The organism is Flavobacterium sp. AJR (genome assembly GCF_002156885.1).
GTDB lineage: Bacteria > Bacteroidota > Bacteroidia > Flavobacteriales > Flavobacteriaceae > Flavobacterium.
In genome coordinates this window covers 11,480-38,420 of sequence record NZ_NCWQ01000003.1, presented here as the reverse complement: position 1 = coordinate 38,420, position 26,941 = coordinate 11,480, and the positions used below count along the sequence as shown (strand labels likewise).

Annotated in this window: 21 protein-coding genes; 11 read left to right on the top strand and 10 right to left on the bottom strand. The window is 33.3% G+C overall.

Annotation, left to right across the window (positions count from 1 at the left end; all coding sequences use genetic code 11):
- Positions 1-48 precede the first annotated feature (48 nt).
- Entirely contained in the window at positions 49-1,131 is a 1,083-nt protein-coding gene (gene dinB / locus B8T70_RS01360; protein ID WP_039113648.1) for a DNA polymerase IV, read from the bottom strand.
- A gap of 234 nt (positions 1,132-1,365) precedes the next feature.
- Between dinB and B8T70_RS01355 the strand changes: the two genes are divergently transcribed.
- From B8T70_RS01355 to B8T70_RS01340, 4 genes are all read left to right on the top strand, one after another.
- Entirely contained in the window at positions 1,366-2,091 is a 726-nt protein-coding gene (locus B8T70_RS01355; protein ID WP_086893651.1) for a metallophosphoesterase family protein, read from the top strand.
- Positions 2,092-2,138: 47 nt separating this feature from the next.
- Positions 2,139-2,663 carry a DUF6646 family protein gene (locus B8T70_RS01350; RefSeq protein ID WP_039113645.1) on the top strand — a complete coding sequence of 175 codons (525 nt, stop codon included), beginning with the start codon at positions 2,139-2,141 and terminating at the stop codon, positions 2,661-2,663.
- 151 nt (positions 2,664-2,814) lie between these two features.
- Entirely contained in the window at positions 2,815-3,597 is a 783-nt protein-coding gene (locus tag B8T70_RS01345) for a hypothetical protein (protein WP_086893650.1), read from the top strand.
- Between the two features lie 347 nt (positions 3,598-3,944).
- Positions 3,945-6,431, top strand: a complete 2,487-nt coding sequence (locus tag B8T70_RS01340; RefSeq protein WP_086893699.1) for a T9SS type A sorting domain-containing protein — start codon at positions 3,945-3,947, stop codon at positions 6,429-6,431.
- 191 nt (positions 6,432-6,622) lie between these two features.
- Here the strand turns inward: B8T70_RS01340 and B8T70_RS01330 are convergent, their stop codons facing one another.
- The 9 genes from B8T70_RS01330 to B8T70_RS01290 all read right to left on the bottom strand — a co-directional run bounded on the left by B8T70_RS01330 (position 6,623) and on the right by B8T70_RS01290 (position 15,467).
- Complete coding sequence (locus tag B8T70_RS01330) at positions 6,623-7,024, bottom strand: hypothetical protein (RefSeq protein ID WP_039113641.1); 402 nt, start codon at positions 7,022-7,024, stop codon at positions 6,623-6,625.
- Complete coding sequence (locus B8T70_RS01325) at positions 7,008-7,571, bottom strand: LemA family protein (protein WP_039113640.1); 564 nt, start codon at positions 7,569-7,571, stop codon at positions 7,008-7,010. Before B8T70_RS01325 ends, B8T70_RS01330 begins: the two co-directional genes overlap by 17 nt.
- A gap of 7 nt (positions 7,572-7,578) precedes the next feature.
- Positions 7,579-8,622 (bottom strand): hypothetical protein, encoded by a 1,044-nt coding sequence (locus B8T70_RS01320; RefSeq protein ID WP_086893648.1) that lies wholly within the window; start codon positions 8,620-8,622, stop codon positions 7,579-7,581.
- A gap of 40 nt (positions 8,623-8,662) precedes the next feature.
- Positions 8,663-9,475, bottom strand: a complete 813-nt coding sequence (locus tag B8T70_RS01315; protein ID WP_086893647.1) for a leucine-rich repeat domain-containing protein — start codon at positions 9,473-9,475, stop codon at positions 8,663-8,665.
- Between the two features lie 198 nt (positions 9,476-9,673).
- Positions 9,674-11,227 (bottom strand): aldehyde dehydrogenase family protein, encoded by a 1,554-nt coding sequence (locus tag B8T70_RS01310; protein ID WP_086893646.1) that lies wholly within the window; start codon positions 11,225-11,227, stop codon positions 9,674-9,676.
- A gap of 85 nt (positions 11,228-11,312) precedes the next feature.
- Positions 11,313-12,206 carry a CorA family divalent cation transporter gene (locus B8T70_RS01305; protein ID WP_086893645.1) on the bottom strand — a complete coding sequence of 298 codons (894 nt, stop codon included), beginning with the start codon at positions 12,204-12,206 and terminating at the stop codon, positions 11,313-11,315.
- Between the two features lie 389 nt (positions 12,207-12,595).
- Positions 12,596-13,522: a magnesium transporter CorA family protein gene (locus B8T70_RS01300; protein WP_039117053.1), complete on the bottom strand. Its 927-nt coding sequence runs from the start codon at positions 13,520-13,522 to the stop codon at positions 12,596-12,598.
- A 145-nt stretch (positions 13,523-13,667) separates the two neighbouring features.
- A complete protein-coding gene (locus B8T70_RS01295) occupies positions 13,668-14,207 on the bottom strand; it encodes a 3-hydroxyanthranilate 3,4-dioxygenase (protein ID WP_039113634.1) in 540 nt (179 codons plus the stop codon).
- A 186-nt stretch (positions 14,208-14,393) separates the two neighbouring features.
- On the bottom strand, positions 14,394-15,467 hold the full coding sequence (locus tag B8T70_RS01290) for an endonuclease (RefSeq protein WP_086893644.1): 1,074 nt from the start codon (positions 15,465-15,467) through the stop codon (positions 14,394-14,396).
- 175 nt (positions 15,468-15,642) lie between these two features.
- Here B8T70_RS01290 and B8T70_RS01285 point away from each other — a divergent pair, with 175 nt between their 5' ends.
- The 7 genes from B8T70_RS01285 to B8T70_RS01255 all read left to right on the top strand — a co-directional run bounded on the left by B8T70_RS01285 (position 15,643) and on the right by B8T70_RS01255 (position 26,932).
- Positions 15,643-16,659: a hypothetical protein gene (locus tag B8T70_RS01285; protein WP_086893643.1), complete on the top strand. Its 1,017-nt coding sequence runs from the start codon at positions 15,643-15,645 to the stop codon at positions 16,657-16,659.
- Positions 16,660-16,775: 116 nt separating this feature from the next.
- Positions 16,776-17,675, top strand: coding sequence for an LD-carboxypeptidase (locus B8T70_RS01280; protein WP_242667414.1), 900 nt, complete (start codon positions 16,776-16,778; stop codon positions 17,673-17,675).
- Between the two features lie 538 nt (positions 17,676-18,213).
- On the top strand, positions 18,214-18,573 hold the full coding sequence (locus B8T70_RS01275; protein WP_086893641.1) for a YraN family protein: 360 nt from the start codon (positions 18,214-18,216) through the stop codon (positions 18,571-18,573).
- 117 nt (positions 18,574-18,690) lie between these two features.
- A complete protein-coding gene (locus tag B8T70_RS01270) occupies positions 18,691-19,347 on the top strand; it encodes an aspartate kinase (RefSeq protein ID WP_035618292.1) in 657 nt (218 codons plus the stop codon).
- Between the two features lie 768 nt (positions 19,348-20,115).
- Positions 20,116-23,253 carry a TonB-dependent receptor gene (locus B8T70_RS01265; RefSeq protein ID WP_242667413.1) on the top strand — a complete coding sequence of 1,046 codons (3,138 nt, stop codon included), beginning with the start codon at positions 20,116-20,118 and terminating at the stop codon, positions 23,251-23,253.
- Between the two features lie 21 nt (positions 23,254-23,274).
- Positions 23,275-24,774: a RagB/SusD family nutrient uptake outer membrane protein gene (locus B8T70_RS01260; RefSeq protein ID WP_086893639.1), complete on the top strand. Its 1,500-nt coding sequence runs from the start codon at positions 23,275-23,277 to the stop codon at positions 24,772-24,774.
- Positions 24,775-24,925: 151 nt separating this feature from the next.
- Positions 24,926-26,932: a trehalase family glycosidase gene (locus tag B8T70_RS01255; RefSeq protein WP_086893638.1), complete on the top strand. Its 2,007-nt coding sequence runs from the start codon at positions 24,926-24,928 to the stop codon at positions 26,930-26,932.
- The last annotated feature ends 9 nt before the right edge of the window (positions 26,933-26,941 follow it).

Below are 26,941 nucleotides of genomic sequence, written 5' to 3'. Positions count from 1 at the left end.
CAACATCTATCATAGCGATATTACGCATTTAACGCTTGTTTAATCAATTTAAAAGTCAAATTTAAGCTGTACAACAATAGCCTTCTTTTCTTCGGTATTTAGATTGCTTAATGAAATTCCGAGTAATCGAACCGAATCTTTCATTCGTTCCTGATACAATAACTCTTTTACAGTTTCCATAATCAAACTCTTATCAGCAATAAAATAGGGTAATGTTTTACTTCTGGTTTGCTGAGTAAAATCACTATACTTAATCTTAAGTGTAACTGTTTTACCAGAAACTTTATATTTTTTTAAACGTCTTTCTAATGAGGTTGCAATTCTTTCTAGTTGTTCTAGCATAAAAATCTCCGAAGAAAGATTGACATCAAAAGTATGTTCCGCTGCCACCGACTTTGTAATTCTATCAGCTTTAACTTCGCTATTATGAACCCCACGTACAACATGATAATAGAAAGTACCCGATTTTCCGAAATGCTTTTCCAGAAACTCTAAGCTTTTACTTTTTAAATCTGTACCGGTAAAAATACCAAGCTGATACATTTTTTCGGTGGTTACCTTCCCTACTCCATAAAACTTCCTGATGGGTAATTCTTCCAGAAAAGGAACAACCTCATCTGGATTAACCGTTTTCTGACCATTGGGTTTATTATAATCACTAGCAACTTTTGCTACAAATTTATTAATCGAAATTCCAGCCGAAGCTGTTATTCCGACTTCATTAAAAATTCGCTGTCTTATTTCCTGAGCCAATAAACTAGCACTCGGATTTCCTTTTTTGTTAACCGTAACATCAAGATAAGCCTCGTCAAGCGAAAGTGGCTCAACTAAGTCAGTATATTCATGAAAGATTTTATGGATTTTTATTGATATCTCTTTGTATCTATCAAAACGCGGAGGTACAAAAATAAGTTCTGGACAATATTTCTTGGCAAGAACTCCGCTAATTGCACTACGAACACCAAATTTACGAGCTTCGTAACTCGCTGCAGATACTACACCTCGATTCTCTGAGCCACCAACGGCAAGGGGTTTCCCTCTTAAAAAAGGGTTATCCATTTGCTCTACCGAAGCATAAAATGCATCCATATCTATATGGATAATCTTTCGATATGTAGGCAGTTCAGACATGCTACAAATTTAGACAGGAAACTGTTATAACAGATTCAAATGACACCAAAAAAATTCGATAAATACGTTAAATTTTATCTATAGTCTGGTAAACCAAAACAATCCTGAGGAACGTAATAAATAGGCTAATTAAATAAACTAAGATTTTTGTAATAATAACAAACATTAACAAGTGAATAAGTAAATACCAAATCAATTTCTGCTATTTTTGTAAGTACATTACAAAATATTAAAATGAGAACATTCGTTATTGGCGATATACATGGTGGCTTGAGGGCTTTGCAACAAGTCATGGAAAGAGCCGCTGTAACAGACAAAGACACCTTGATTTTCTTGGGTGATTATGTAGACGGTTGGAGCCAGTCGCCACAAGTAATTGATTTTTTAATAGACCTGAGACAAAAACAAAACTGCATTTGTATTCGTGGCAATCATGATGATTTACTACAACAATGGATGAGAGATGGTATAGACAATGAATTATGGCACCATCACGGAGGCGAAGCAACTGTACTTGCATACGAAGCAATAAGTAACAGCCATAAAGAAATACATGTTGCCTTTTTTGAATCATTACAGAATTACTATTTAGACTCCAAAAACAGATTATTTGTTCATGCTGGTTTTACCAATATGAATGGAGTAACCTATGAATATTCTAGTGAAGCCTTTTATTGGGACAGAACTCTTTGGGAAATGGCTCTTGCCCTAGACCCGAATATGAAAACTGATTCTTTGTTTTACCCAAAGAGATTAAAACACTATAAAGAGATTTATATTGGCCATACTCCTGTAACTAGAATACATGAAACTGTTCCTGTGCAAAAAGCCAATGTTTGGAATGTAGACACTGGAGCTGCATTTACAGGAAAATTAACAATTATGGACGTTGACACTAAGGAGTTTTGGCAAAGCGAACCCTTAAACGAACTCTATTTTGACGAAAAAGGTAGGAATTAAGATATAAAAATCCTAGTTTTGCAAAAAAAATTAAATCAATAAATTTTATGAAAAAGATTATTACACTTGCGTTTTTATTGGCATTTGGTTTAACTCAAGCACAACAAGCATTTAGTGGTAAAGGTGACACTAAAGTAAATATCGGTGCAAACATTCAAGATGGTGGATCAGGAATTCAAGCTTCTGTAGATTTTGGTCTTGGAGAAAATTTCTCTATCGGATTTGTTTCAAATTACTTATTAGGAGTTAACGAATATTCAGGTTTTTATGGTACAACTCAGTATTATGGAACTAAACCAGATTTTCAAGATCGTTTTGATGCTAAAGTTAGAGTTAATGCTAACCTAGGAAGCGTTATTAATGTAGATAAAAAATTAGATGTTTACCCAGGATTAAGCTTAGGTTTAAGAAATTTTGGTGGTCATGTTGGTGGTCGTTATTTCTTTACTGATGGATTTGGAGTATTTACTGAACTTGGTTTTCCTATTGCAAAATACGGAAATGATGACAGAGTATTTTACAACCTGAATAATCAATTCACATTTAGCTTAGGAGCTTCTTTTAATTTGTAAAAGAACAAGAGATAAAGCTTTTACACATAATTACTGTAGAAACTTACAAAAAAGACCATTTGAAATTTCAAATGGTCTTTTTTTATGACTAAACTTCAATATGTCTATTAATTATTAAATACATTTGTAATAAATTATTTACATCTTAATTATGAAAAAACTAATTCTAAATTCGTTCTGTTTTGCAGCGATAGGAGTTTTAACTCTTAGCACTCTATCCTGTAAAGACTCTAATAAAGCTTCTGGATCTGAACAATCAAATCCATTTGCAGGTACATGGGTTGCTAAAGACTTCATCGATAATATAATTGAAGACAATGGAATTGAAACCGTTGATAATGGGGTTACAGAAATAATTATCCCAGAAACACTAAAAGACAGCATTACTTTTCTAAATGAAGATTTAGAAAGAGGTAAATATACTGCTACAATTAAAAACGACACTTTAGTCAATCATTTATACGAAACCAAAACTCAAAAAGCATTTTTACAAAATGGAAATTTAGTATTATTACCTCTTGACGAACGCTATGAAGCACAGGAATACGTAAAGGCTGACAGTACTTTGGTAAAGAAAGCAAAAGAAGCAAATGTATCGGTAGTACGTATTTTAATAAACAAATTACTTTCAAGAAATACCTATTCTAATAAATCTTCTACAACCGAAATTAAATTTACTGAAGATGGCAAAGTAAGCGGATTAGCCAATTTTAAAAACTATTACATTAGTATTAATGGCGATGATGCCAATACACAAGGCATAACATCCATAAATTTTACAACTACAGATGGAACCTACAAAAAAATGGGAATAGAGTTTCTAAAAAACAAAATAGAACTATACGATGTTGTTCTATTAACAAAACCAGATGAGAAACCATCATTTAAAAAAGGTAAATTATTATTTTCGTTGAAAGTCACAAAGTCAAAATAATTTAAAGAAAACTATTAAAATAGAAAAACGATGCATCCTCATTCGTTTATAATAAAAAGCAACTCCTATTGAGTTGCTTTTTTTATGACCTAACATCAAAAAAACTACTGAACACAGAAGAAAGGACAACTAATTCTATACCAATAGAAAATAATTAACAAAACCAGAATACACATAAATAATCAATATTCAAATACGGTTTTTTTTACGCAATGCGTATTTTTTTGATAAAATAATTATTAATACGGAAATTTTATTTACTTTCGTGTAATCGATTACATTTTAAATTAAAACAACAAACCTATTGCAACAAATTAATTACCAAACCATTATTAAAAACCATGATTATGAAAAAATTTCTACTTTTATTGACAATTACACTTGTCTCTGCACAAGTTTGGGCACAACAAGTCACAATTAATGAAGCTTCAGGCTGGCTAGAATCTGCTTACGTAAAATGGCAACCAGTTACTAATGCCCAAAGTTATAATGTATACTATTCGGGGATGGGCGTAACCGACCAAAAAATAGATGGACAACTCATCCGAAGCTACGGAACATATTACCGCGCCGACATACCAGGAATTAAAGCTGGTTCATACACCATAAAAATTAAGCCAGTCATATCTGGAGTAGAAGGCACAGGCTCTACAACAAGTGCAGTAACTGTAAAAGCGCATGACCGTGCAGGATTTGCTTTTTCTAACGGTCGTATTCCCGGAGCATATAATGCAGATGGCACACCAAAAAATGGTGCCGTAATAGTATATATTACTGAGAATACTAAAAATACTGTTTCACTAGCAGTAACTGGTGCAACTCCGAGTCCTTCTGTAGGTTTACAAACTATCTTGGATGGTTATAAAAAAGGGAAAGATCTACGACCTTTAATTGTTCGTATAATCGGACAAATAACAGACCCTGCCTATATGCTGGCTGGCGATATTGTAATCGAGAACAATAATAATGCTTCAAGTTATATAACTCTTGAAGGAATTGGTGATGATGCAGTAGCAGATGGCTGGGGGATTCGCATAAAAAGCGCCTCAAATATCGAAATTCGCAATATAGCCACAATGAACTGCGACAGTGGCGAAGGTGACAATATAGGCTTACAACAAGACAATGACTATGTTTGGGTACATAATTGTGATTTCTTTTATGGAAATGCAGGTGGTGATGCCGATCAAATAAAAGGTGATGGCGCTCTGGATTGCAAGAAATCAACTTATATCACATTCTCTTATAATCATTTTTGGGATTCTGGAAAATCTAATCTTTTGGGTTTAAGCGAGAATACTACAACAGGATTATACATCACGTATCATCACAACTGGTATGATCACTCCGATTCACGTCATCCGCGTGTGCGTTTTTATTCAGCTCATGTATATAATAACTATTATGATGGTAATGCAAAATATGGTGTAGGATCGACTATGAGTTCCTCTGTATTTGTTGAGAACAACTTTTTCCGTAACTGTAAATATCCAATGCTTACCTCTATGCAAGGTACAGATGTTTATAATGGTGCTTTAGGAACTTTCTCTAAAGAAGATGGGGGAACAATAAAAGCCTATAACAATACCATGAGTGGCGAAACACGCTTTGTCGCGTATGATGCTACCAATTTTCCAATAGAATTTGATGCTTATGTCGCATCAACAAGAAATGAATTAGTGAGCAATACTATTGTTTCTAAAAAAGGTGCTAAAACATACAATAACTTCGATACTGATACAGCTGTAATGTATCCTTATACACCAGATAGTCCCGAAGTTGCCAAAATTAATGTTATGCAATATGCAGGGCGTATTTCTGGAGGTGATTTTAAATGGACTTTTAACAATGCTGTAGATGATGCCGAATCTTTGGTAAATGCACCATTAAAAGCCGCTCTGGTAGCTTACAAAACAAGTTTAGTAGCAGTACAAGGAGAAAACAACATACCAATAACTTCTCATACACTAACATCAACTGGAAACAATGATCAAACTGTTGCTACTGGATCAGCAATTAACGCGATTGTGTTTACTTGGGGTGGAGATGCTACAGATGCAACTGTAACAGGATTACCTGCATCTGGAATTACGTATACAAAAAACTCAATTGCCAAAACAATTACAATAACTGGTACACCAAGTGCTACGTTATCCTATTCTATTACTACTACTGGTGCTGTAGGAACACCTGCCACTGGCTCAGGAACAATAACGGTTTCTACCAATGGCAGCGGTCCTGCAGATAAAACACATAATTTTACTACCGATGCAAAAGTAAATGCTTTCTATACGATTATAGGAAACATGAACTCAACTGAAGGATCTGTAACCTATTCTGGTTTATCACTAACAGCACGTTTAAAAATGGAATCGAGTACATCTATCACTTATACCACAACAAGTGAATCGACATTAACCTTAGTGTTCGACAATACATTTGCTGGAAAGGTAAAAGTAAACGGTTTAAATTATACCGCAGTAGCAGGAATTGTTACCATCTCGGTACCGGCAGGAAACAATACTATTACCAAAGGCGATACCACAAACTTATTCTATATAAGTACTGAATACAAAACGACATTACGTATTGAGGAAGAAATCATGCCAACAAAATTAATGTTGTACCCTAATCCGGTAACTGATTATTTACGCATATCAAACCCAAATCAAAATATAGAGAAAGTAACGATTTACAGCATGAACGGTTCAATAGTAAAAACTACTGAAAAACGTATTGAAACTATAGATATGAGCCATCTAATTCCTGGAAATTATTTGGTAAAACTACAAACAACAGAAGGCATATTAAACCAAATAATAATTAAGAAATAACCAAAACCAATTACTGCTTTAAAATAAAAGGCTTCCGAAAATCGGAAGCCTTTTATTATTGCAACCGTGTTGCGAAAAGTATTTTTAATGCGAATTTCACAAATCAAGATCAATTTATTTAAAAAATTAGCGCTAATTTGGGTAAAATGCATTAATTAAATTACTTAACCCCAAATAGCAATTATGTTGCATTATCTGTTTCTATTTCTAAATTCCTGCTGTTCTGTTAATTTACCGAACTCTTTTACAAACTTTTTAATCGTACTAAGGTTAAACACTACAAAGAATAACATCCCTGAAAAGATTGTTATCCAACTGTAAATTAGCTGCACACCTGAAATATCTGATGCTACTACACAAAAAATAATTGTTGGTAATATCGAGATTAACAATGTTAGTCCTAAACACAATATTAGTGGTGATATAAAATAACTAATAATAGCAGTTAAACCAATCTTTCTAAATATGATTGCAATAATACTTAATCCTAAAATACCAAATATTAGAACAGCAAACCCGTAGATTAACACTAAATCATGTGCTTTATTGATTTCGGTTTCATAACCGAAGAATGTATTAAAATTGAATCCCATTATATGCTTTTTCTTCTGTTGAAACTTCAAATAACGTTTGTGTATGATATCCTAATATTTTTGCCAAAATAAGATTAGGGAATTCCTGAATTCCGATATTATAAAGATTGACACTATCGTTAAAAAACTCCCTTCTATCGGCGATTTTATCTTCCATCTGAGAAACTCGTCTTTGTAATTCCAGAAAATTTGAATTAGAAGCTAATGTTGGATAATTTTCTGAAACGGCAAATAAGGTTTTCAATGATTTAGAAAACTCATTGGCGTTTTCAATCTTTTCGTCGACTGTTTTAGAATTTAAGAAATCAGTACGAAGCTTAGTCAAATTAGTTAACATAGCGGTTTCATGTTCCATAAACTTAGAAGCAACTTTAACCAATTCGGGAACTTCTTCTGCTCTTTGCATCAAAATAACATCTATATTCCTAAAAGCTTTTTCGAAGTTATTCTTAAGCATAACCAGTTTATTATATGTACCTATAAAAAAGTTAAGTAATATAATTACCAGAATTAACCCTACGATTAAAGCAATGTTTTGTGCTGACATAATTTGTTTAGTTTAAAATGATATAGATAAGTATAAGTGTGATAAAAAATAAAGTGGTTAAGAATGAGACTAACAATGGTTGGTACTTATTCCTAAATGAGATGCTTTGAGGAATTGCAACACCAAAAATACCATTAGAATCTCCTTTTCTGAGAATAACATTCCCATTATCAGAATCGGCATAACCAATAAGCAACATATAATCATCGTGTTTTAAATAGGTTTCAGAATATCTCTTTTTACCTCCCTCTTGCCTATCGACTCTATCAAAATAGAATTCTAATCCTTCTCCATTTACAGTAACACTTCCCGTTTCGTCTTTTATTTTAAAATTACCCGTTTTTAGTTCGGTAAAAATAGTTCTATAAGATCTTTTACCATCATCATCTGCCGGACCTTCTTCTTCGATAGTATAATAATATCCTATGCAAGGTTTACTGAAATAAGGTGAAATGATAGGTTCAATTTCTTCTAAATCGCCCTCAACTTCAACTAATCCCATAGCAATAGCATTCATTTTAGAAGTTGGTAAGACTGCCTGAAGTTTAAGAAACTTACTTTTGTTACTCGGAAAAAAAATAATTTTTATAAAAATAAGCCCTGGAATAATAAAGAAAAGAAACTGTAGTTTCTCTATATAAAGCAACCAAAAAAATCCTCCAATAACTCCAAGCATCATAAGCAAGCCCAATAGTTTCTTGCCTAAAGGTGTTTTCTGGATGTTGTGTTTTGCATTAAATTTTTCTCTTTCTGCTTTTTCACTTTTACTACTTCTAATTCCGGAATAAAACATACCGACAATTCCGAGTATAAAAACAGATGCAAATAAGAAGAAGAAAACCATAAGAGCATATTTGGAATCTACCAGAAAGCTCAAGCCAATAAACAATGGACATAAAACAAAAAACAACCAACTTGGGAACTTTAAATTATATAACCCAGAGAGAATTATAGTTTGAAACAAAGCAATACCAAGACTGAAGAACATCAGGAATACTACCATTCCTCCATCTAGTTTATTCTGCTCAAAAAAGGCAAAGAATTCGTTCATTATTAGAATTTAAAAAAGGGTTATCAATATTTAGAAGTTATTAAAACACTATTTCGACCTGATTAGCAAGTAACCTTCGAATCTTATTTCTTTCTACATCAGAAATAGGATTACCACTTAGATCCAAACCTATTAATTGCTGCAATTTATTTACTTCGTTGGGGATTTCACTAATATTATTATTACTTAAAGTCAGAAACTTAATATTTTTAAATTGTAAAATCGCTACGGGAAATTCATCTATTTTGGCATTAGCTAAATTTAACTCCACTACCATATCGGGTTTTAGCTTTGCTTCTTCTAATTTATAAAAAGTGGTCTTTTCTTTTTTCTTACCTTCTTTAGTTTGAATCACAAGGCCAATAGCGGCCAAAATAAGTGATGCCAAGAAAAAGATACATAAAAAAGCAACCCAAATAGGAGAATCATCTTTTTCATGAGTAAAAAGCCTTAAATAAACAAAATAAGCTAAGCCGCCAACCATCGTTAAAAACAATCCGAGCACTATTAAAAACAAAACGTATTTAAAAATCGTAAGAAGCACTTTTTTAACTCTCGTTCTATTCTTGCTGAATACAATGAATGCTGCCAAAACTAAAAGTACTGACCAAAAAACAGCCACTCCTATCTGTGCAATTTTTGCCCCATTCTCTATAATCGAAAAAGATATAGAAGCAGGAAACATTAAAGCAAACCAAATAACAAGAGCTGTTAACCCGACGGAGAGACATCCCATCTTTTCTTTTTTTCCCGATGACTTAAGCCACATATAAGCAATTAAAAAAGACAATGCCAATATTCCTAAAAACCCATATCCATAAGGAGTAAGCCCTGCTAAAAAAATCAAACTCATTTTAATAATTTTTCAAAATATTATTTGGTTACTCTATTATTATTTCTGCTACTATTTACCCAAAATAGCATCAGAAATAACAAAAAATTTCATACTTAAATGCGAATTTAAATAAAACACTATAAATTATGCAATAAAAAAAACCGCTTCTTCCAAATAATATGGAAAAAAGCGGTTTTTATATAAATGATTCTAATCTTACAAATCAAATTTGATTCCTTGTGCCAATGGCAAACTTGTAGTATAATTGATCGTATTGGTTTGGCGACGCATATATATTTTCCAAGCATCAGAACCTGATTCACGACCTCCACCAGTTTCTTTTTCACCACCAAAGGCTCCACCGATTTCTGCGCCCGAAGTTCCGATGTTTACGTTTGCAATTCCGCAATCTGAACCTACTACAGATAAGAAATACTCTGCTTCACGCAAATTATTAGTCATAATTGCAGAAGATAAACCTTGAGCAACTCCATTTTGTATATCAACAGCATTTTCTACAGTTCCACTATATTTAATCAAATATAAAACTGGAGCAAATGTCTCGTGTTGTACAATTTCAAATGAATTTTCAGCTTCAGCAATAGCTGGTTTTACATAACATCCACTTTCGTAACCTTCTCCAGAAAGTACGCCACCTTCTACAAGGATTTTACCTCCTTCGGCAACAACTTTTGTTAAAGCATTTGCATACATCGCTACCGCGTGAGTATCGATTAGCGGACCAACATGGTTATTTTCGTCCAAAGGATTTCCGATACGTAATTGTTTGTAAGCCGAAACAATTGCATCTTTTACTTTGTCATAAATACTTTCGTGAATAATTAAACGACGTGTAGATGTACAACGTTGTCCTGCAGTTCCTACTGCTCCAAAAACAGCACCAATCACAGTCATTTTAATATCTGCATCCGGAGTAACAATGATTGCATTATTTCCTCCTAATTCTAATAATGATTTACCTAAACGTCCTGCAACTGTTTGTGCTACGATTTTACCCATACGAGTAGAACCTGTAGCTGATACTAAAGGAATACGTTTATCTGCAGTCATTAACTCTCCTACTTTATAATCACCATTAATTAAACAAGAAATCCCTTCTGGAAGATTATTCTCTTTAATTACCTGAGCAATTATATTCTGGCAAGCAATACCACAAAGAGGTGTTTTCTCTGATGGTTTCCAAACGCAAACATCTCCGCAAATCCAAGCCAAAGCCGTGTTCCATGACCAAACTGCCACTGGGAAATTAAATGCCGAAATAATTCCAACAATTCCCATTGGGTGGTATTGCTCATACATACGGTGTCCTGGACGCTCTGAATGCATTGTTAATCCGTGAAGCTGACGTGATAATCCTACTGCAAAATCACAAATATCAATCATCTCCTGAACTTCACCATATCCTTCTTGTAATGATTTCCCCATTTCGTAAGAAACCAATTTACCTAAAGCTTCTTTATTCTGACGTAATTTTTCTCCAAACTGACGTACGATTTCTCCACGTTGTGGCGCTGGCATAAGTCTAAATGTCTTAAATGCCTCAGTCGCTGTTTGCATTACTTTTTCGTAATCGGCAGCTGTAGATGTTTTTACCGATGCTATTAATTTTCCGTCTACTGGCGAAAAGCTTTCAAGAATATCACCTGAAGAAAAATTATTTATTCCGGTAGATGTTCCTTCGTTTATGGCTTTTATACCCAATTGCGCCAATGCGTCTTTCATTCCGAATTGCTCTGCTATTGTTATCATTGTAACTTTTTGGTTAGAAATTGTTATATTTTTTTATGTAAATATATTTGAATTTATCTATCTATTAAAATTTTATTACGTGTGGTTACATAATGTTTTTCTTTTTAAACCAGATATAAATAAAAACACACATGACAAACATAAAAATAATTGCGTACAAATAACCATATTTCCACTCCAATTCTGGCATAAATTTAAAATTCATCCCATAAACCCCAACTAAAAAGGTTAAAGGCAAGAAAAAAGCAGAGAAAACTGTTAATAGTTTAACCACATCATTATTTTTCTGCGCTGTTACAGACAAGAAAGTGTTCATTAAATTTATCGCATCCTCCATCGCTTCCTCATAAGCTAAGATGAGCTTAACGAGATTATCTTTTACATCCTCAAGTGCCGATAAATTTTCGTCTGGAACATGAATCTTATTGATTACATTTTGCGTAAGCACCAATAACTTCTTACTAATCCTTGTTTCAGCTTTCTGGAAATACAAATCTTCCAGCGAAATTTTGTTTTCCTTTTTCAGGAAGATCGTTTTCTCAACTTCATCGACCTGATCCGTTTGCCATTGCGAGGGTACATTATAAGTTTGTACGATTTCTTTAAAAATATGAATAAGTAATTCGTAAACCGATTTAAACTTAAAATCTGATTTGTGAATATCTTCCAAAAAAGGAAATGCTGTTCTATGAATCGTAATCAATTGCTTCTCATTATAAAAAAAAGCAACTTTATTTGACAGTTCTTCTACTGTAGAATTGTTATCAAACTCATTTGCCGTATAAGCCCTTAAAATGATAAAATCAAAGTTTTTAATCTTTTCTATTTTAGGTAAATGCCCATGCTCCACCGAATCTTTGACTGGAAAAACCTCTAGATCAAACTTTTTAGCAACATCTTCTAATTGTGTTTCAGTAGGTCCTTTTATGTCGAGCCAATTAAATGATTCAAATGCTTTTTCGGAGATATTTTTAGTCATTATACTATTTAGTTTTTTAATTAAGGTTATTGAGTTACAAAGCTCAATCCAATAAATTTAAGATGAACCTTTCAAGATACCATATTCATTTAAGAATATAATAAAAAAGCCAACCATATAAGTAATGTAAGTCCATTTAAGTTTTACGCTTATATTTACTTAAACCCCTTATATGGTTAAAATAATTTTAGTAATTTATATAAACCATTGTAACAATACTTTGATAGTTTAAGTTCTAAAGATAGTCAAATGAGTACTTCAAGCACAAAAGTTAACTATATAACTCATTAAGATTTATTAGTAAATAAATCTGCATACATCAGCTTAAATCTTATGAAATCTGCGTGAAAGAATATCTATACCTTTTATTGTAAAATTACATAACGGGCTTAAAACATATTCTTTTTCTTGAACAAGAAAACACCACAAATTGATATTAATAATGAAATCAGCAAAATGATAAAGAAACCGTGATTGTTTTCCTGAAGATTGTTAGGAACGTTCATCCCGTATAAACTCGCCACCAATGTTGGAATCATCAATATTATCGAAATAGAAGTTAACCTTTTCATGATAACATTTAAGTTATTGGAAATTACAGATGCATAAGCATCCATCATTCCGGTCAGGATATTGCTGTAGATATTTGTCGTTTCTTCCGCTTGACGCAACTCAATCTCGACATCTTCGACTAAAACAGGATCAAAATCATCTCTGTGATTTTTAAGATTTTTAATTCTGTGAAACAACATATCGTTGCCTTTAAGGGAAGTAATAAAGAAAACCAAACATTTTTCTATTTGAAGCAATGCTTGTAATTCTTCATTTTTGATCGATTTTTCAAGATTATCTTCAGCCAATCGAATACGCTGATTGATTTGCTTTAAGTATTTTAAGAACCAAATACTTGAAGACAAAAGCAACTTTAAAACCAAATCGAAATGATTACTAATATCCGATTTTTTGCGTTGGGTATATAAAACAAAATCGGGTAAAATCTCGGTTTGATGAAAACTAAGCGACACAAAAACATCGTCTTTAAACATCAATCCCAAGGGCGCAGTATTAAAAGGTAATTTTGCATCATTGCTCTTAAAAGGAATTCGCAAGATGATAAGAAACCAACCGTTTTCGATTTCTATACGAGGTCTTTCGTCGATATCTTCAATATCGTTATAAAAAGCTTCTGGAATTTGTAACTCCTGGAGTAAGAATTTAGTTTCTTCCTGAGTCGGGCAAACTACATTGATCCATTTGTTGTTTTCACGGTTTTCTGTAGGGAATAATCCGTTGTTGTTTTTGTAAAAGGTAATCATAATGCAAAACGTTATTATAGAAATAGCGCATGCATTATGCAACAACTATTTCTGTTTATCTTTCTTCTTCCTCGAATAATAATCGTCCATGTGGATAATTTATTTTTTTTTGCAAAAGTATACCTTTTAAATAGAAAACTCAGAATTATTTTTTGGCTATAAATCTTGGATCAGATTCCATTACAGTTCCACATTTTGTACAGGTTCTCAAATCTTTAGAATTATAAAAATGCTCGAAGTGTGGCAAGAAATCTTTCTCGATATTATGAAGCTCAAAAAATACTTCGTATAATTTATGATTGCAATTATCACAATGCCAAAGCAATCCGTCTTTATATCCTTTCCCTGCACGTTTTCTTTCGATTACTAAACCTATAGAGCCTTCTGAACGTACTGGAGAATGTGGTACACGAGCAGGATGAAGATACATATCTCCCGCATGTAATTCCATTTCCTTTCGTTCGCCATCTTCCTGAATAATAACTTTTATACTTCCCTCTAGTTGGTAAAACAACTCTTCGGTTTCATTATAATGATAGTCTTTTCGGGCATTAGGTCCCGCAACAACCATTACAATATAATCACCAGATTCGGTATATAAATTTTTATTTGCAACTGGTGGTTTAAGTAAGTGACGGTTTTCATCAATCCATTTAGTAAGATTGAATGGTTTTGCTATAGCCATATTTTTTAGGTGCTAAGTTACTAAGCTGCTAAGTTAATAAAAAGTACGCTGTCTCGATGTTCAGTCACAGTTTTTAGTACCAGTATTCAGTAGCAGTTTTCAGTATCAGTTCGCTGTACCAATTCGCTGTACCAGTCGCAGTTTTCAGTTGTAAACTGGTACTGCGACTGTAACTGTGACTAAAAACTAAAAACCCATCTCTTTAATAAGATAAACATAAACCGGAAAATGGTCACTGTAACCAACTTCGGTTGTGGCATGTCGAAGCGGATATCCTTTGTATTGGCCAGAAGTTTGTATTAAATACGATTTATTGAAGATTCCTGCTTTCCAGAATCGATAGGAACTGAAATCTGTCTTAATCAAGGATTCTGTAACCATGATTTGGTCAAAAACATCCCATGAATCTCTATACGCGATAGTTCCCATTCCTTTCTTTGCCATATCTTCAAAGGGATTGTAAACACCAAACTCTGGAACATCGGCTTTATTGGCTTTCGCGCCAAGCGCAACTTTTACACTTTTGTTATAAGGTCCATCGTTTAAATCGCCCATTGTAATAACTTTGGCATTGCGATTTATTTGCTGCAAGGAATCAATTATTTTCCGGTTCAAAGCCCCAGCAGCTTCACGATACGCACTCGATTTTTGTTCTCCTCCAGAACGTGACGGCCAGTGATTTACAATTATATTAATTTCCTCCCCATCCAGAAATCCTGTTACAAGTAATTGATCTCTTGTAAACACCCGATTCTTTTTATTCGCGATTGTATCGACACTATTTTCTGTTGGCTTTTTATAAATAACAAGCGGAATATTCGAAAATGTAACTGGTTTAAAATGTTTCTTCTGATATAGTAACCCCACATCGATACCTCGCTGATCGGGCGAATCAAAATGAATGATTCCGTATTCTTTATCTATTAATTTAGGTTGTTTTATTAAATCCTCCAGAACTCCCCTATTTTCTATTTCGGCACAGCCAATAAAAGTTGGTGAATTAGGATTTTCTGGCGTTCCAATTTCGGATAACACTCTGGCAAGATTGTCTAATTTCTTAAAATATTTTTTAGATGTCCAATGTCGTGTGCCATTTGGTGTCCATTCGTCATCCAGAATATGCGGATTCTTTATTGTATCAAAAAGATTTTCGAGGTTATAAAAAGCCACTGTATGAATCGTATACTTTTTTGTTTGTCCGTGTAATTGTGTCATCAATAAATTGAAAAATATAAAGATAGAAAAGGTAATTATTCTCATAGCAATTCATATTAAAAAAGGAAAACTTTTAAATTAAAGAAATTTCTTTCAATTATAAATCTAATTCATTTAATTAAGATATTTTAAATTACTTTTGATAATGGCTATCTTTGTTTTACAAAATCTAATTTATCCCATAAATACAAGGGATTGACATTTATAATATTAATATAGAATGAAACTTTTAGCGACAACTTTACTCGTCCTTTTATTCAACTTTACTTTTGCACAAGTCACTTTTAAAGTAAATAACTTTTCGAAGGATTATTACGGAAAGATATTTATCGCAGATACATCCGAAGTTTTTTCTAAAGGCTGGGTTGCGATTTATGATACTAAATCCCAAAAACAAATTATAAAAGTAACCGCTGAAGAACTGGCACTGAGTTTACATGACGGAAAAGCACTTGCAAACATAAAACAGTTGCCTTATGGCGAACAAAGTTCAATAATGTATGAGGATTACAATTTTGACGGAATTAAAGATTTTGCTATCGAAGACGGACAAAACAGTTGCTACCACGGCCCTTCTTTTAAAATATATTTAGGAACTAAAAATGGTTTTAAATTCAGTCCCGAATTTACAGCACTTGCTCAAAATTATTGCGGAATGTTTCAGGTAGATTATAAGACTAAGAAAATAAGCGTAATGACAAAAAGCGGATGTTGCTGGCATCAGTTCTCGGAATTTATTGTCGAGAATAACAAACCGAAAGTAGTCAAGATAGTTGAAGAAGACCAAATGGGATATCCTTATAATAATTATAGCGAAGAAAATTGGGATGGCAAAAAAATGGTACTAACATCAAAAAGGACGATTAATCTTGATGAAGATGGTATAAAAACCATACTATCCTTTACAGTCGATAAAAATCAGAAGCGAGTTGTTTTATTTAATATCAACGACCGCACGCTTAATTATGTTTTAATTGATAAAAATGATGAAGTTGAGTTTTCTTATCCTATAAATACAGTTTATCAGAACCCCGATTTTACTCTTGACAAAAAGAACAATACCGTTACATTCCAGAATAAAGATGTTGTTTATACCATATATGACAACAACGATTCTATCGGAATCACAATAAATACTGGCGGAAAAACATATAACTGGATTGGAAACAGTACAACCAAAAAAGGCAAACTAACGGATATAACTACAACACAACTAGACAATGTTGTTGTAAACTAAAGATAAAAAACATGAACACAAACCAATTCCGATACATCAAGAAACATTTTGCTTTTTGTAAATTCGCATTTCTTATTATAGCATTACAATCATTCACCTGTCAATCTCAACAAAACATGATAACACCACCTTACTTACAAAAAGGCGATACTGTAGCTCTTGTAGCAACAGCTAGAAAAAACATCGATGATAATTTAAAACCTACTATAGACTTGCTTAAAAGCTGGGGGATAGAAGCTGTAATAGGAAGCACAATAGGTTTAGACACCAATCAGCTTGCTGGAACCGATGAACAACGTGCAGCCGATTTCCAACATCAGATGGACAATCCAAACATTAAAGCTATTTGGTGTGTTCGCGGTGGTTACGGAACCGTTCGAATGATAGATTTACTTGATTTCACAAAATTCAAACAACATCCTAAATGGGTTATTGGTTTTAGTGATGTTACCGTTTTACACAATCATCTTAACACGATGGGATATAAATCTATTCATGGTATTATGCCAGTAAGTATCCCGCGTGCCACTCCAGATGCAATTGCAACTATGCAAATGGCTTTATTTGGCAATCCAATATCTTATGCTGTTTCGCCAGATCCTATGAACCGATTTGGTAAAGCAACTGGAGAATTAGTTGGAGGTAATTTATCTATACTATATAGTTTATTAGGTTCGAAATCGGCTATCGATTGTCAGGATAAAATACTTTTTATAGAAGACTTAGATGAATATCTATATCATATCGATCGTATGATGATGAACTTAAAACGCAACGGTTGTATCGAAAACCTAAAGGGAATAGTGATTGGAGCAATGACAAAAATGAAAGACAACGATATTCCGTGGGGAAAAAACGCCTTAGAAATCATTGATGATGTTACCAAGAAATATAATATTCCCGTAATCTTTAATTTCCCTGCAGGTCATATTCAAGACAATAGAGCATTGGTAATGGGAAGCACCGTAACAATAGAAGTTAATGCATCAGGAAGCACACTTATTTTTAATAAATAACATAAACTATTCACTTTTTTGAATTGCCTCCTGCTTTAGCTGGAGTAATAAAATAAAAACAGGGACTGGGCTTTAGCCAAATGACAAACCATTTTGGCTAAAGCCCATATTTATTATCAATTCTTCGACCTCCAGCTAAAGCACAATGTCATTAATTTAAGAAAAAAAGATAAGAAGATTTAAGATTTTTGACTAACGATTTTTGATTTCAGATGTGGGAAACAGCGCAAAACCAAAAATTGACAATCATTACCTGAGCCTGAAAGAGCGAACAGGCGAAGCAATTTTTAATCTAAAATTTCTTAACTTAATTATATTGAGCATCTAGACGAGAGAAAATCCGTGTTTATCCGTATTTTCACTTTAGCGAATCAGTGTCATCCGCGTTCCCATCTAGACAATCTTTGTCGAGAATACAATTAATCATAATTTGCTAAAAAACCTTAATTTAATGACATTGAGCTAAAGCAGGAGACAATTCAAACGCATCTATATTCAATAGATAACATTTCAAAACTATAACTAAAAACTAAAAAAAATGGCCGAACACAATGAGCTTGGAAAAAAAGGAGAAAATCTTGCTGTGGAATATCTCCAACAAAACGGCTATAAAATTCTAGATAGAAATTGGACTTTCCAAAAAGCCGAAATTGATATTATTGCTACCAAAGAAGATATCTTGGCAATTGTAGAAGTAAAAACCAGATCGAGTTTAGATTTTGGCTCGCCACAAGATTTTGTCGATGCAAAAAAAATTCAACTTCTTGTAAAAGCAGTAAATGCCTACATAAACGATAGGGAAATAGATTTTGAAGTTCGTTTTGATATCATCGGAATCCATAAAAATAAGGAATCATTTGTGGTTGAACATCTTATAGATGCTTTTTATCATTTTTAACATAATTTTTTATTGTTATAATTGTAACAAATTGTTTTTTAATTTATATTTGTAAAAAAATATAACACAACAACTAACTAAACCAACCACACTAAATTAGTAAAAAACCAGAAAATTATGAAAACTGTTTCCTCCATCGTAGAAAATTACATCAAAACGAAGCCTTTTTTATTAAATGCATTATCACTCGGCATTATTAATCTGACCTCATTGTCTAGAAATATAATGACAGAATTAGAAAGCGAGTTTGGCAAAGAAGTAAAACAAGGTGCTGTAGTAATGTCTTTAAAGCGTTTAACGGAAGAATTAGATTTTAAATTAAACCACAAAATCAATAAAGTAATCAAGAATATCGGTGAGATTACGGTACGCTCAGAACTTACAGATTACACTTTTGCAGCATCAGAAACTGTCTTAAACAAACAAGCTGATTTAATTTCGGATATTAATACATTATCAGATATATTTTATACCTCATCTCGTGGTGTAAATGAAACTAACATTGTAGTTAGCAGCAGTATAAATCAATTAGTTGAAAAACATTTTGCTCGCGAAAAATTAATCCAGAAATTGAGCAACTTAGCTTCAATTACTGTAAAACTACCAAAAGAAAACATTGTCGTTCCTGGAATTTACTATTTCATTTTCCAACGCTTAGCTTGGGAAGGAATTATAATCAACGAAGTAATTTCGACTTCAAATGAATTTACCATTTTAGTAAGCGAAGATCAGGTAGATATCGCTTTTAAAGTAATTAAAGACCTGAAGAACTAGATTCTTAATAAATATACCGAAATCCCTTTTCCAATTTAAAAGTTGAAAAAGGGATTTTTTTATGTATACTTCTCAATACTTGTAACATATAAAACGAGGAAAAGAAAAGCGCCTTTAAACATTGCCACCAAAAAATCAAACTGATTTGTACTGGTAGGGTTATTTTTGAATCAATCCGAAAAGAATAAACAGTTCTCCCGTTAAAACTTTTAGTATTAAAAAAGAATAGATTCTAACTATTAATTGTACTAAAACTCATACTTAAAAATTTACTTCGACTACAGAATAATTTCAAAAAAACAGTATTTAAACAAAAAAATTACATTTAAGAGATTACTTTAAAATATTCACCCTAACACATTTCACTTAATATTACAACGAAAAACCTTATGTTTTTTCGTCATTCAATCAAATTTTACTCCATTTTAGTTTCCTCTTTACTAATTTATGAGTATTTAAAATCATTCCTCTTTTTTGATTTTCTAACCTCAACAATCTACTGATTTTATCACTTGATAAAATGGCACACTTGGCACACTTTTTTCTAAGCATCAAAAACAAACTGGTAGGTACTGGTGTATTTTATATATACAATCTTCTAAATTTGAATTTCATTATTCTTAGTAAAAAGCATTCAAAAAAATAAATATCACTTTTTTAAAAGTAAAACCCATTCATAATGACAAAAAATTAATAACCACGACAGACAAAACCACCCAAATAGAATAAAAAAGCTTAACCACAACCAGAAACCAAAAACTAACACCAATGAAACAATTAAAAAACTTACTTAGGAAGCCTTTTCTAATGCCGATCATTCTCCTTTTTTGGCTGCCTAATACCCTGCTTGCGCAGGAAAGTCAGGCAAAAAAAACTATCTCTGGAAAAGTTACAGATGATAAGAACAACACCTTACCAGGTGTTAGTATATCTATAAAAGGAACCAAATACAACGCTGCAACCGATTTTGATGGGTCGTACTCCTTAACGTATACACCAAGCGGTACAAATCAAACTATTGTTTTTTCATATGTAGGTTTTATAGAGAAAACTGAACCTCTTGATAATCGCAGTGAGATTAATGTATCCATGCAAGAAGAAACCAATAAACTTAACGAGGTAATCGTGATTGGTTATGGTACTCAAAAGAAAGGTAATGTTACCGGAGCTATCTCATCTGTAAAGAAAGAAAGTCTTGAAACACGAGCTACAACAAATCCAGCCGAAGCATTACAAGGTTTAGTATCTGGAGTAAATGTGCAAAAAGCAGGTGGTGTTGCAGGTGCTGATGTAAGCGTAAAAATACGTGGGGTAAATACCTTTGGAGCTACTGAACCGCTTTATATTATTGATGGTTTTCAAGGAAACATTAACACAGTTAACCCAACAAATATAGAATCTATTGAGGTTCTTAAAGATGGTGCAGCTGCTGCAATTTACGGATCTGTTGCTGCCAATGGTGTAATTATTGTTACAACCAAAAACGGTCAGAAAGAAGGAATAAAAGTAGACTTTAGTTCATTTTTAAGCATCACTAATCCATCAAAAACATTGGATTTATTAAATGCAGATGAATACAAAACCGTACACAAAAGAATGTACGATGAATATAATAAATATGCTACTTCTCCTAAACCTCTTCCTGCATATATAAGCGCACCATCTACAACCGATACTGATTGGCAAGATGAGGTTTTCCGTTCTGGACTTACTCAAAATTACGGTTTAGGTATCCAAGGAAGACAAGGCGATATTAAGTTTGCATTATATGGTAACTATGTAAAGCAAAAAGGAATTGTAATCGATAATGATTTTGGCCAACAAACTGCCAGCGCAAGAGTTAGTTTCAAAAAATCAATCTTTGATGTAGATGGAAAAATGGCATTTATAGGAACACAAAATGCACAGCCAACATTTCAGTTAAAAGAAGTATATACAATGTCACCATTAGTGCCTGTTTATGACGCTGACGAACCTTATGGCTATGGATTATCAAACAAAAATGGTTTACCAGCTGGTACAAACCCAGTTGCCGAAGAACATTTTAGAGATAGAATGAACAAAGGACAAGATTTAACTGCAAATATTGCCATAACTGCAAACATTACCTCTTGGTTAAAATATAAAATAGCGTACTCTTACCGTGTAAAAAACAATCAGGAAACCTATCATTTCCCTCCATACATTGCCAATCCTAAAGAAATACATCAATATGCTTCACAAGAAGAATTAAGAACACATTGGGATGAACAAATATTAGATAACATTATTACAATTGATAAAACTTTTGGAAAACATTCTTTTGGATTAATGCTTGGTAATACTATAAACGGAGTTTCGTCTAACTGGAATCGAGTAACTGTAGAAGGAAAAACAACCGATTATTCTGTAGAGAATGGACAATTAGTATCGATTGATCGTCCGTCTGGGTTTTTAGATCCAGGTTTTGCAACTATCGGAGCTGGTAAAGGAGGAACATTTTCTGCGGATGGTTCAAAATATCAATACAACCGTGTTTCTTTCTTTAGCCGATTAAACTACTCATTTAATGATCGTTATTTACTTCAAATGACAGTTAGAAAAGATGGTTCTTCTAAATTTGGCGAAGACAGCCGTTGGGGAACTTTCCCATCTATAGCATTAGGATGGAAAATAGAAAAAGAAGATTTCTTCCCTAAAGATTTCATTATATCAACTTTAAAATTACGTGCTAGCTGGGGACAATTAGGTAACGAAGCTGCCTTAGGATATTACTCTGCAAATACATTAATTAAAACAGGAAACACTTTAGGCTCAGGTTATGTACAAGGAAGCGGAAGTAACCCATGGCCAGGAAGTATTGCAACAGCATTAGAGAACAGAAACTTACAATGGGAAACAACAGACTCTAAGAATATTGGTATCGATTTTACACTTAAAAACGGAAAAATTAGCGGTTCTATGAACTACTACCATAATGTAACCGATAATTTATTGATTACAAAAAAACTGGCTCCATCTGCTGGAGTAGATGATCCAACACTTAACGTAGGTAAAATTAGCAATAAAGGATTTGAACTTGAAGTTAATTATCGTGATCAAATCGATGAGTTTAAATACAACGTAGGCTTTAACTTTACAACGCTTAAAAACAACGTAGAATCTCTTGCAAACGAAGGGCAGACTATTTACGGACAAGGATTAAAATTTGGCACAGAACATTTCCCTACTCAAGCACGTGTAGGAAGCCCAATTAGTGCATTCTACTTATACAGAACCGATGGTATTTTCCAATCTACAGATGAAGTAAATGCTCATAGCAAAAATGGTGTTTTATTACAACCGAATGCACAACCAGGAGATATTCGCTTCAAGGATTTAAACGGAGATGGTGTTATAGACGAAAATGACAAATCATACGCAGGAACAGGATTGCCAAAAATGGAAGCTAACCTTAGTTTAGGCGCTAGTTATAAAGGATTCGATTTCTCTGCTTTGATAGGAAGTGGTTGGGGTAACAAATTATATAACGGAAACAGATATTTTTACGAATCTATGAATTCAGGAACCAACATGTTGGCTACAACGCTTAACTCATGGACACCAGAAAATCCTAGTAATACTCCTCGTGCGGTACTACAAGATCCTAACGGAAACAGTCGCGAATCTGATCGTTTCTTAGAAAGTGGTGATTTTATAAGAATGCGTCAGTTACAAATAGGATATACAATACCTAATAAAATGTTAGGTGGTGCAAAAATAGATAAGCTTAGATTTTACGTAAGTGTCGAGAACCTATTTACAATTACAAATTACTCCGGTATTGACCCAGAATTCTCACGCGACACAGTTCTTAATACAGGAGTAGATCGTTTTGTGTACCCATTTACAAGATCATTTGTATCTGGTGTTCAATATATATTTTAATACTATTATAAAAACATAATCATGAACAAGATATTTTTTATATTATCCGTTATAGGTTTATTCACAATCACTGGTTGCAGTGACTATTTAGACCAACAATCGCCCGACCAACTTACCTCAGAGAATTTCTGGAGGAACAAATCTGATGCTGAATCTGCTCTGGCTGCAACATATTCTCAACTTGAAGCTGCTACAAGTGAATGGTATTTTGCCGAAGTAAAATGGCCCGTTGAGGCATATCGTGAAGACATTTGTGATTTAGGAAGTGATGCATTAAATTACCCAAACTGGGTAGAACTTTCAACATTTACCTACACAAATGGTAATAGCCAGTTTACTGAATATTGGAGAATCAATTATAGAGGAATTAGTAATGCCAATCAGGTTATTGATAAGTTACCACAAATTCCAGCAGCAACTATTACCGATGCCGACAGAGCGCAAATAGAAGCTGAAGCTCGTTTTTTGCGTGCGTATTATCACATGAAATTGCTGCTTAACTGGGAACAAATTTATGTTAGAAGTAAGTATGTTACTAAAGAAAGTGATTTAAACATACCATTATCTACACGTGCCGAAGCTTGGGATTTTATTACAAGCGAGTTTAAAGCTGTAGCTGCAATATTGCCTCCTAAACAATCTCAGGATAAAACAGGTCGTGCTACCAGCGGAGCTGCCAATAGTTATTTAGGGTTTGCTTATTTAACCAGAGCTTATGAAGAAACGGCTCAAAAACAAACCTACTTAAACGAATCTCTTGCTGCATTAAACAAAGTACAAGGATATGATTTGGTTAAAGATTATGTATCTATGTTTGACGGAACTAATAAGAACACCAAAGAATCTATATTCGAACTTCAATTCTCAGAAACAACTGCCAATGGAGCATTCTATCGCAATGCACTACATTATTGGATGGGTGCTGCAGAACTTGGTGGATGGGACGAAATTCTTCCGAGTACAATGCTTGTAAATGAATTTAAAAAAGAAGGAAAAATAGCGACTACAGGAAATTATGATTCTCGTATTTATAGCACGCTTTTCTTTAAAGATCCTTATTTTAATGACCCAGATAACCCAAGAGTATTAGGAACTACTTACGATGAAAGATTTGGCGATGCCGACAAACCTGTGTTCCGTAAATTCATACCAAGTACTCAGGAAAAAATGGATCAGGAATTTACAGCAATCAACATTCCGCTTATGCGTTATTCGAATGTATTATTGATGCAAGCAGAGGCATTAAACGAATTAGGTCGTACACCCGAAGCTATCCCATACATAAACAAAGTTCGTGACAGAGCCGATATGCCTGCAATGACTGGTACAACAGGTAGTGAGGTAAAAGCACAAATCGAACACGAAAGAATACTAGAATTCCCACTAGAGAACTATCGCTTTTATGACTTACGTCGTTGGGGAAAAACAAAAGCGGCACTTGATGCTGTAGGCCGTACAGGTTTTGATGCATCAAAAAACAATTTTTATCCAATACCATTAACAGAATTACAAACAAATTAATCCATTGAATCATTTTAATTTTTAAAAGAATAGCCCTATATTTCTTGGGCTATTCTTTTTATCTACTGATTTCGTATTTCTCTATTAATCACTATTTAAAAAAAAGAAATATATCTCAAAACCAAAAACATTCAATAAAAAACGAAATAACATGGGCAAAAGGCAAACACTTTTTATTCTTTCATTCTTTTTTATATTACAATCCAGTTGGGCACAAAAAGACTTTCCGATTTTAGAATCTTCAAAAAACAGCATAAACTACAAAGGAAACCCAGCAAATGCAACCGATAGAGAATCATTAGTTTTCTCGGATAAAGGCGCTTGGTTCGGATTCGGATTTCTAGAACCTTCTGAAGTTCAAGGTGGTTTTTCTGGTCCATTTTTAATGACAGAACAAAACGGAGTTTGGTTAAGTCCCTCATTTGTTTCCTTACAACTTAATGACGAGAACAAACAAGAAGCTATAAACTGGAAAAAGGCTTTAGTAAGTCAAAACAGCTACAATAGCCACTTAGAACAACAATTCAAAAACGAGAAATTAGAGATAAAACAACAACTTGTTTTTTTATCAGGACATTCGGCATTACAAAAAACAAGTATTACTAATAAATCTGGGAAAACGATAACTCTTTATCCTTCCTATAATTCTAACATGTTTTTAGATGATTTACAGTTATCTAAAGATGGTAAAACTTTAAAAATCGTTTCCACGAAAAGTACAGCCGTGGGTTATATTCAGTTTTTTAATACAACACCACAAATTGAAATCACAAAACAAGGTTATAAAACTCAAACAGAAAAACTAACATTAAAACCAAATGAAACTAAAGAAATAGTTGTTTCTCAATCCTTTATTTTCCCACAATACTCATGGAAAAATGAAAATGAAGTTATAGCAAAAACAACGTTCAACACACTACTTAAAAACACACAAAAAGAAAAAGAAACTCAATTGGCACAATTAATAGCCAAGAAAAAAGCCATCTATAAAGACAATACTTATTCTGATTTAGTAGCTAAACTGGTACTTACATTACAAAACAATACCCGAATTGCTGCCGAAGGTTTAAAACACGGTGGACTTTTCCCGAGTTATAATTATGAGTGGTTTCATGGCTTTTGGGCATGGGACAGTTGGAAACATGCAGTTGCAGTAGCCAATTATGATTCTGAACTAGCAAAAGACCAAATGCGTGCTCTATTTGATTATCAGGAACCAAACGGATTTATTCCAGATTGTATTTACAGAAATAATCTAATAGAAGAAAACAATTACCGTAACACAAAATCTCCACTTGCAGCATGGGCAATCTGGAAAATTTATGAAAAAACTAAAGATGCTGATTTTATAAAAGAGTTTTATCCAAAACTAAAATCATATCATAACTGGTGGTACAAAGAACGTGACCATGATCAAGACGGAATATGCGAATTTGGTTCTACAGATGGTACATTGGTTGCCGCTAAATGGGAAAGCGGAATGGACAATGCCGTTCGTTTTGATGATAGTAAAATCCTAAAAAACGGAGATAAAGCCTATTCATTAGACCAAGAAAGTGTTGACTTGAATTCGTTTTTATATGCCGAAAAGAACTATTTAAACAAAATGGCACAAGTTTTAAAATTGAATGAAGAAGCTAAAAAATGGCAAGAAGAAAGTGTGGTTTTAAAAGCTAAAATCCAAACTCAATTTTGGGACCCAGCAACAGGTTGGTATTACGATACAACAATCGACGGTAAAACATTGATAAAAGCAATGGGATGCGAAGGATATTTGCCTATTTGGGCTGAGGTTGCTACTGCTGAACAAACCAAAGCGATGAAAGAAAACATGATGGATCCAACTATTTTCAACACTTTTGTTCCTTTACCAACATTGGCAGCAAACCACCCAAAATTTAAACCAGAACGCGGATATTGGAGAGGACCTATTTGGCTTGACCAAAGTTATTTTGGAATAAATGGATTGGAAAAATATGGTTACACAACCGAAGCAAACCAATTGGCACATAAACTCATTCATAACGCAGAAGGTGTTCTGGACAAAGGCACATCTATAAGAGAAAATTACCAACCGCTTACAGGAAAAGGAATGGAAGCTTTTAACTTTAGCTGGTCGGCATCACATTATTTAATGCTTCTTTTAGAAGATAAATAATTAAAAAAA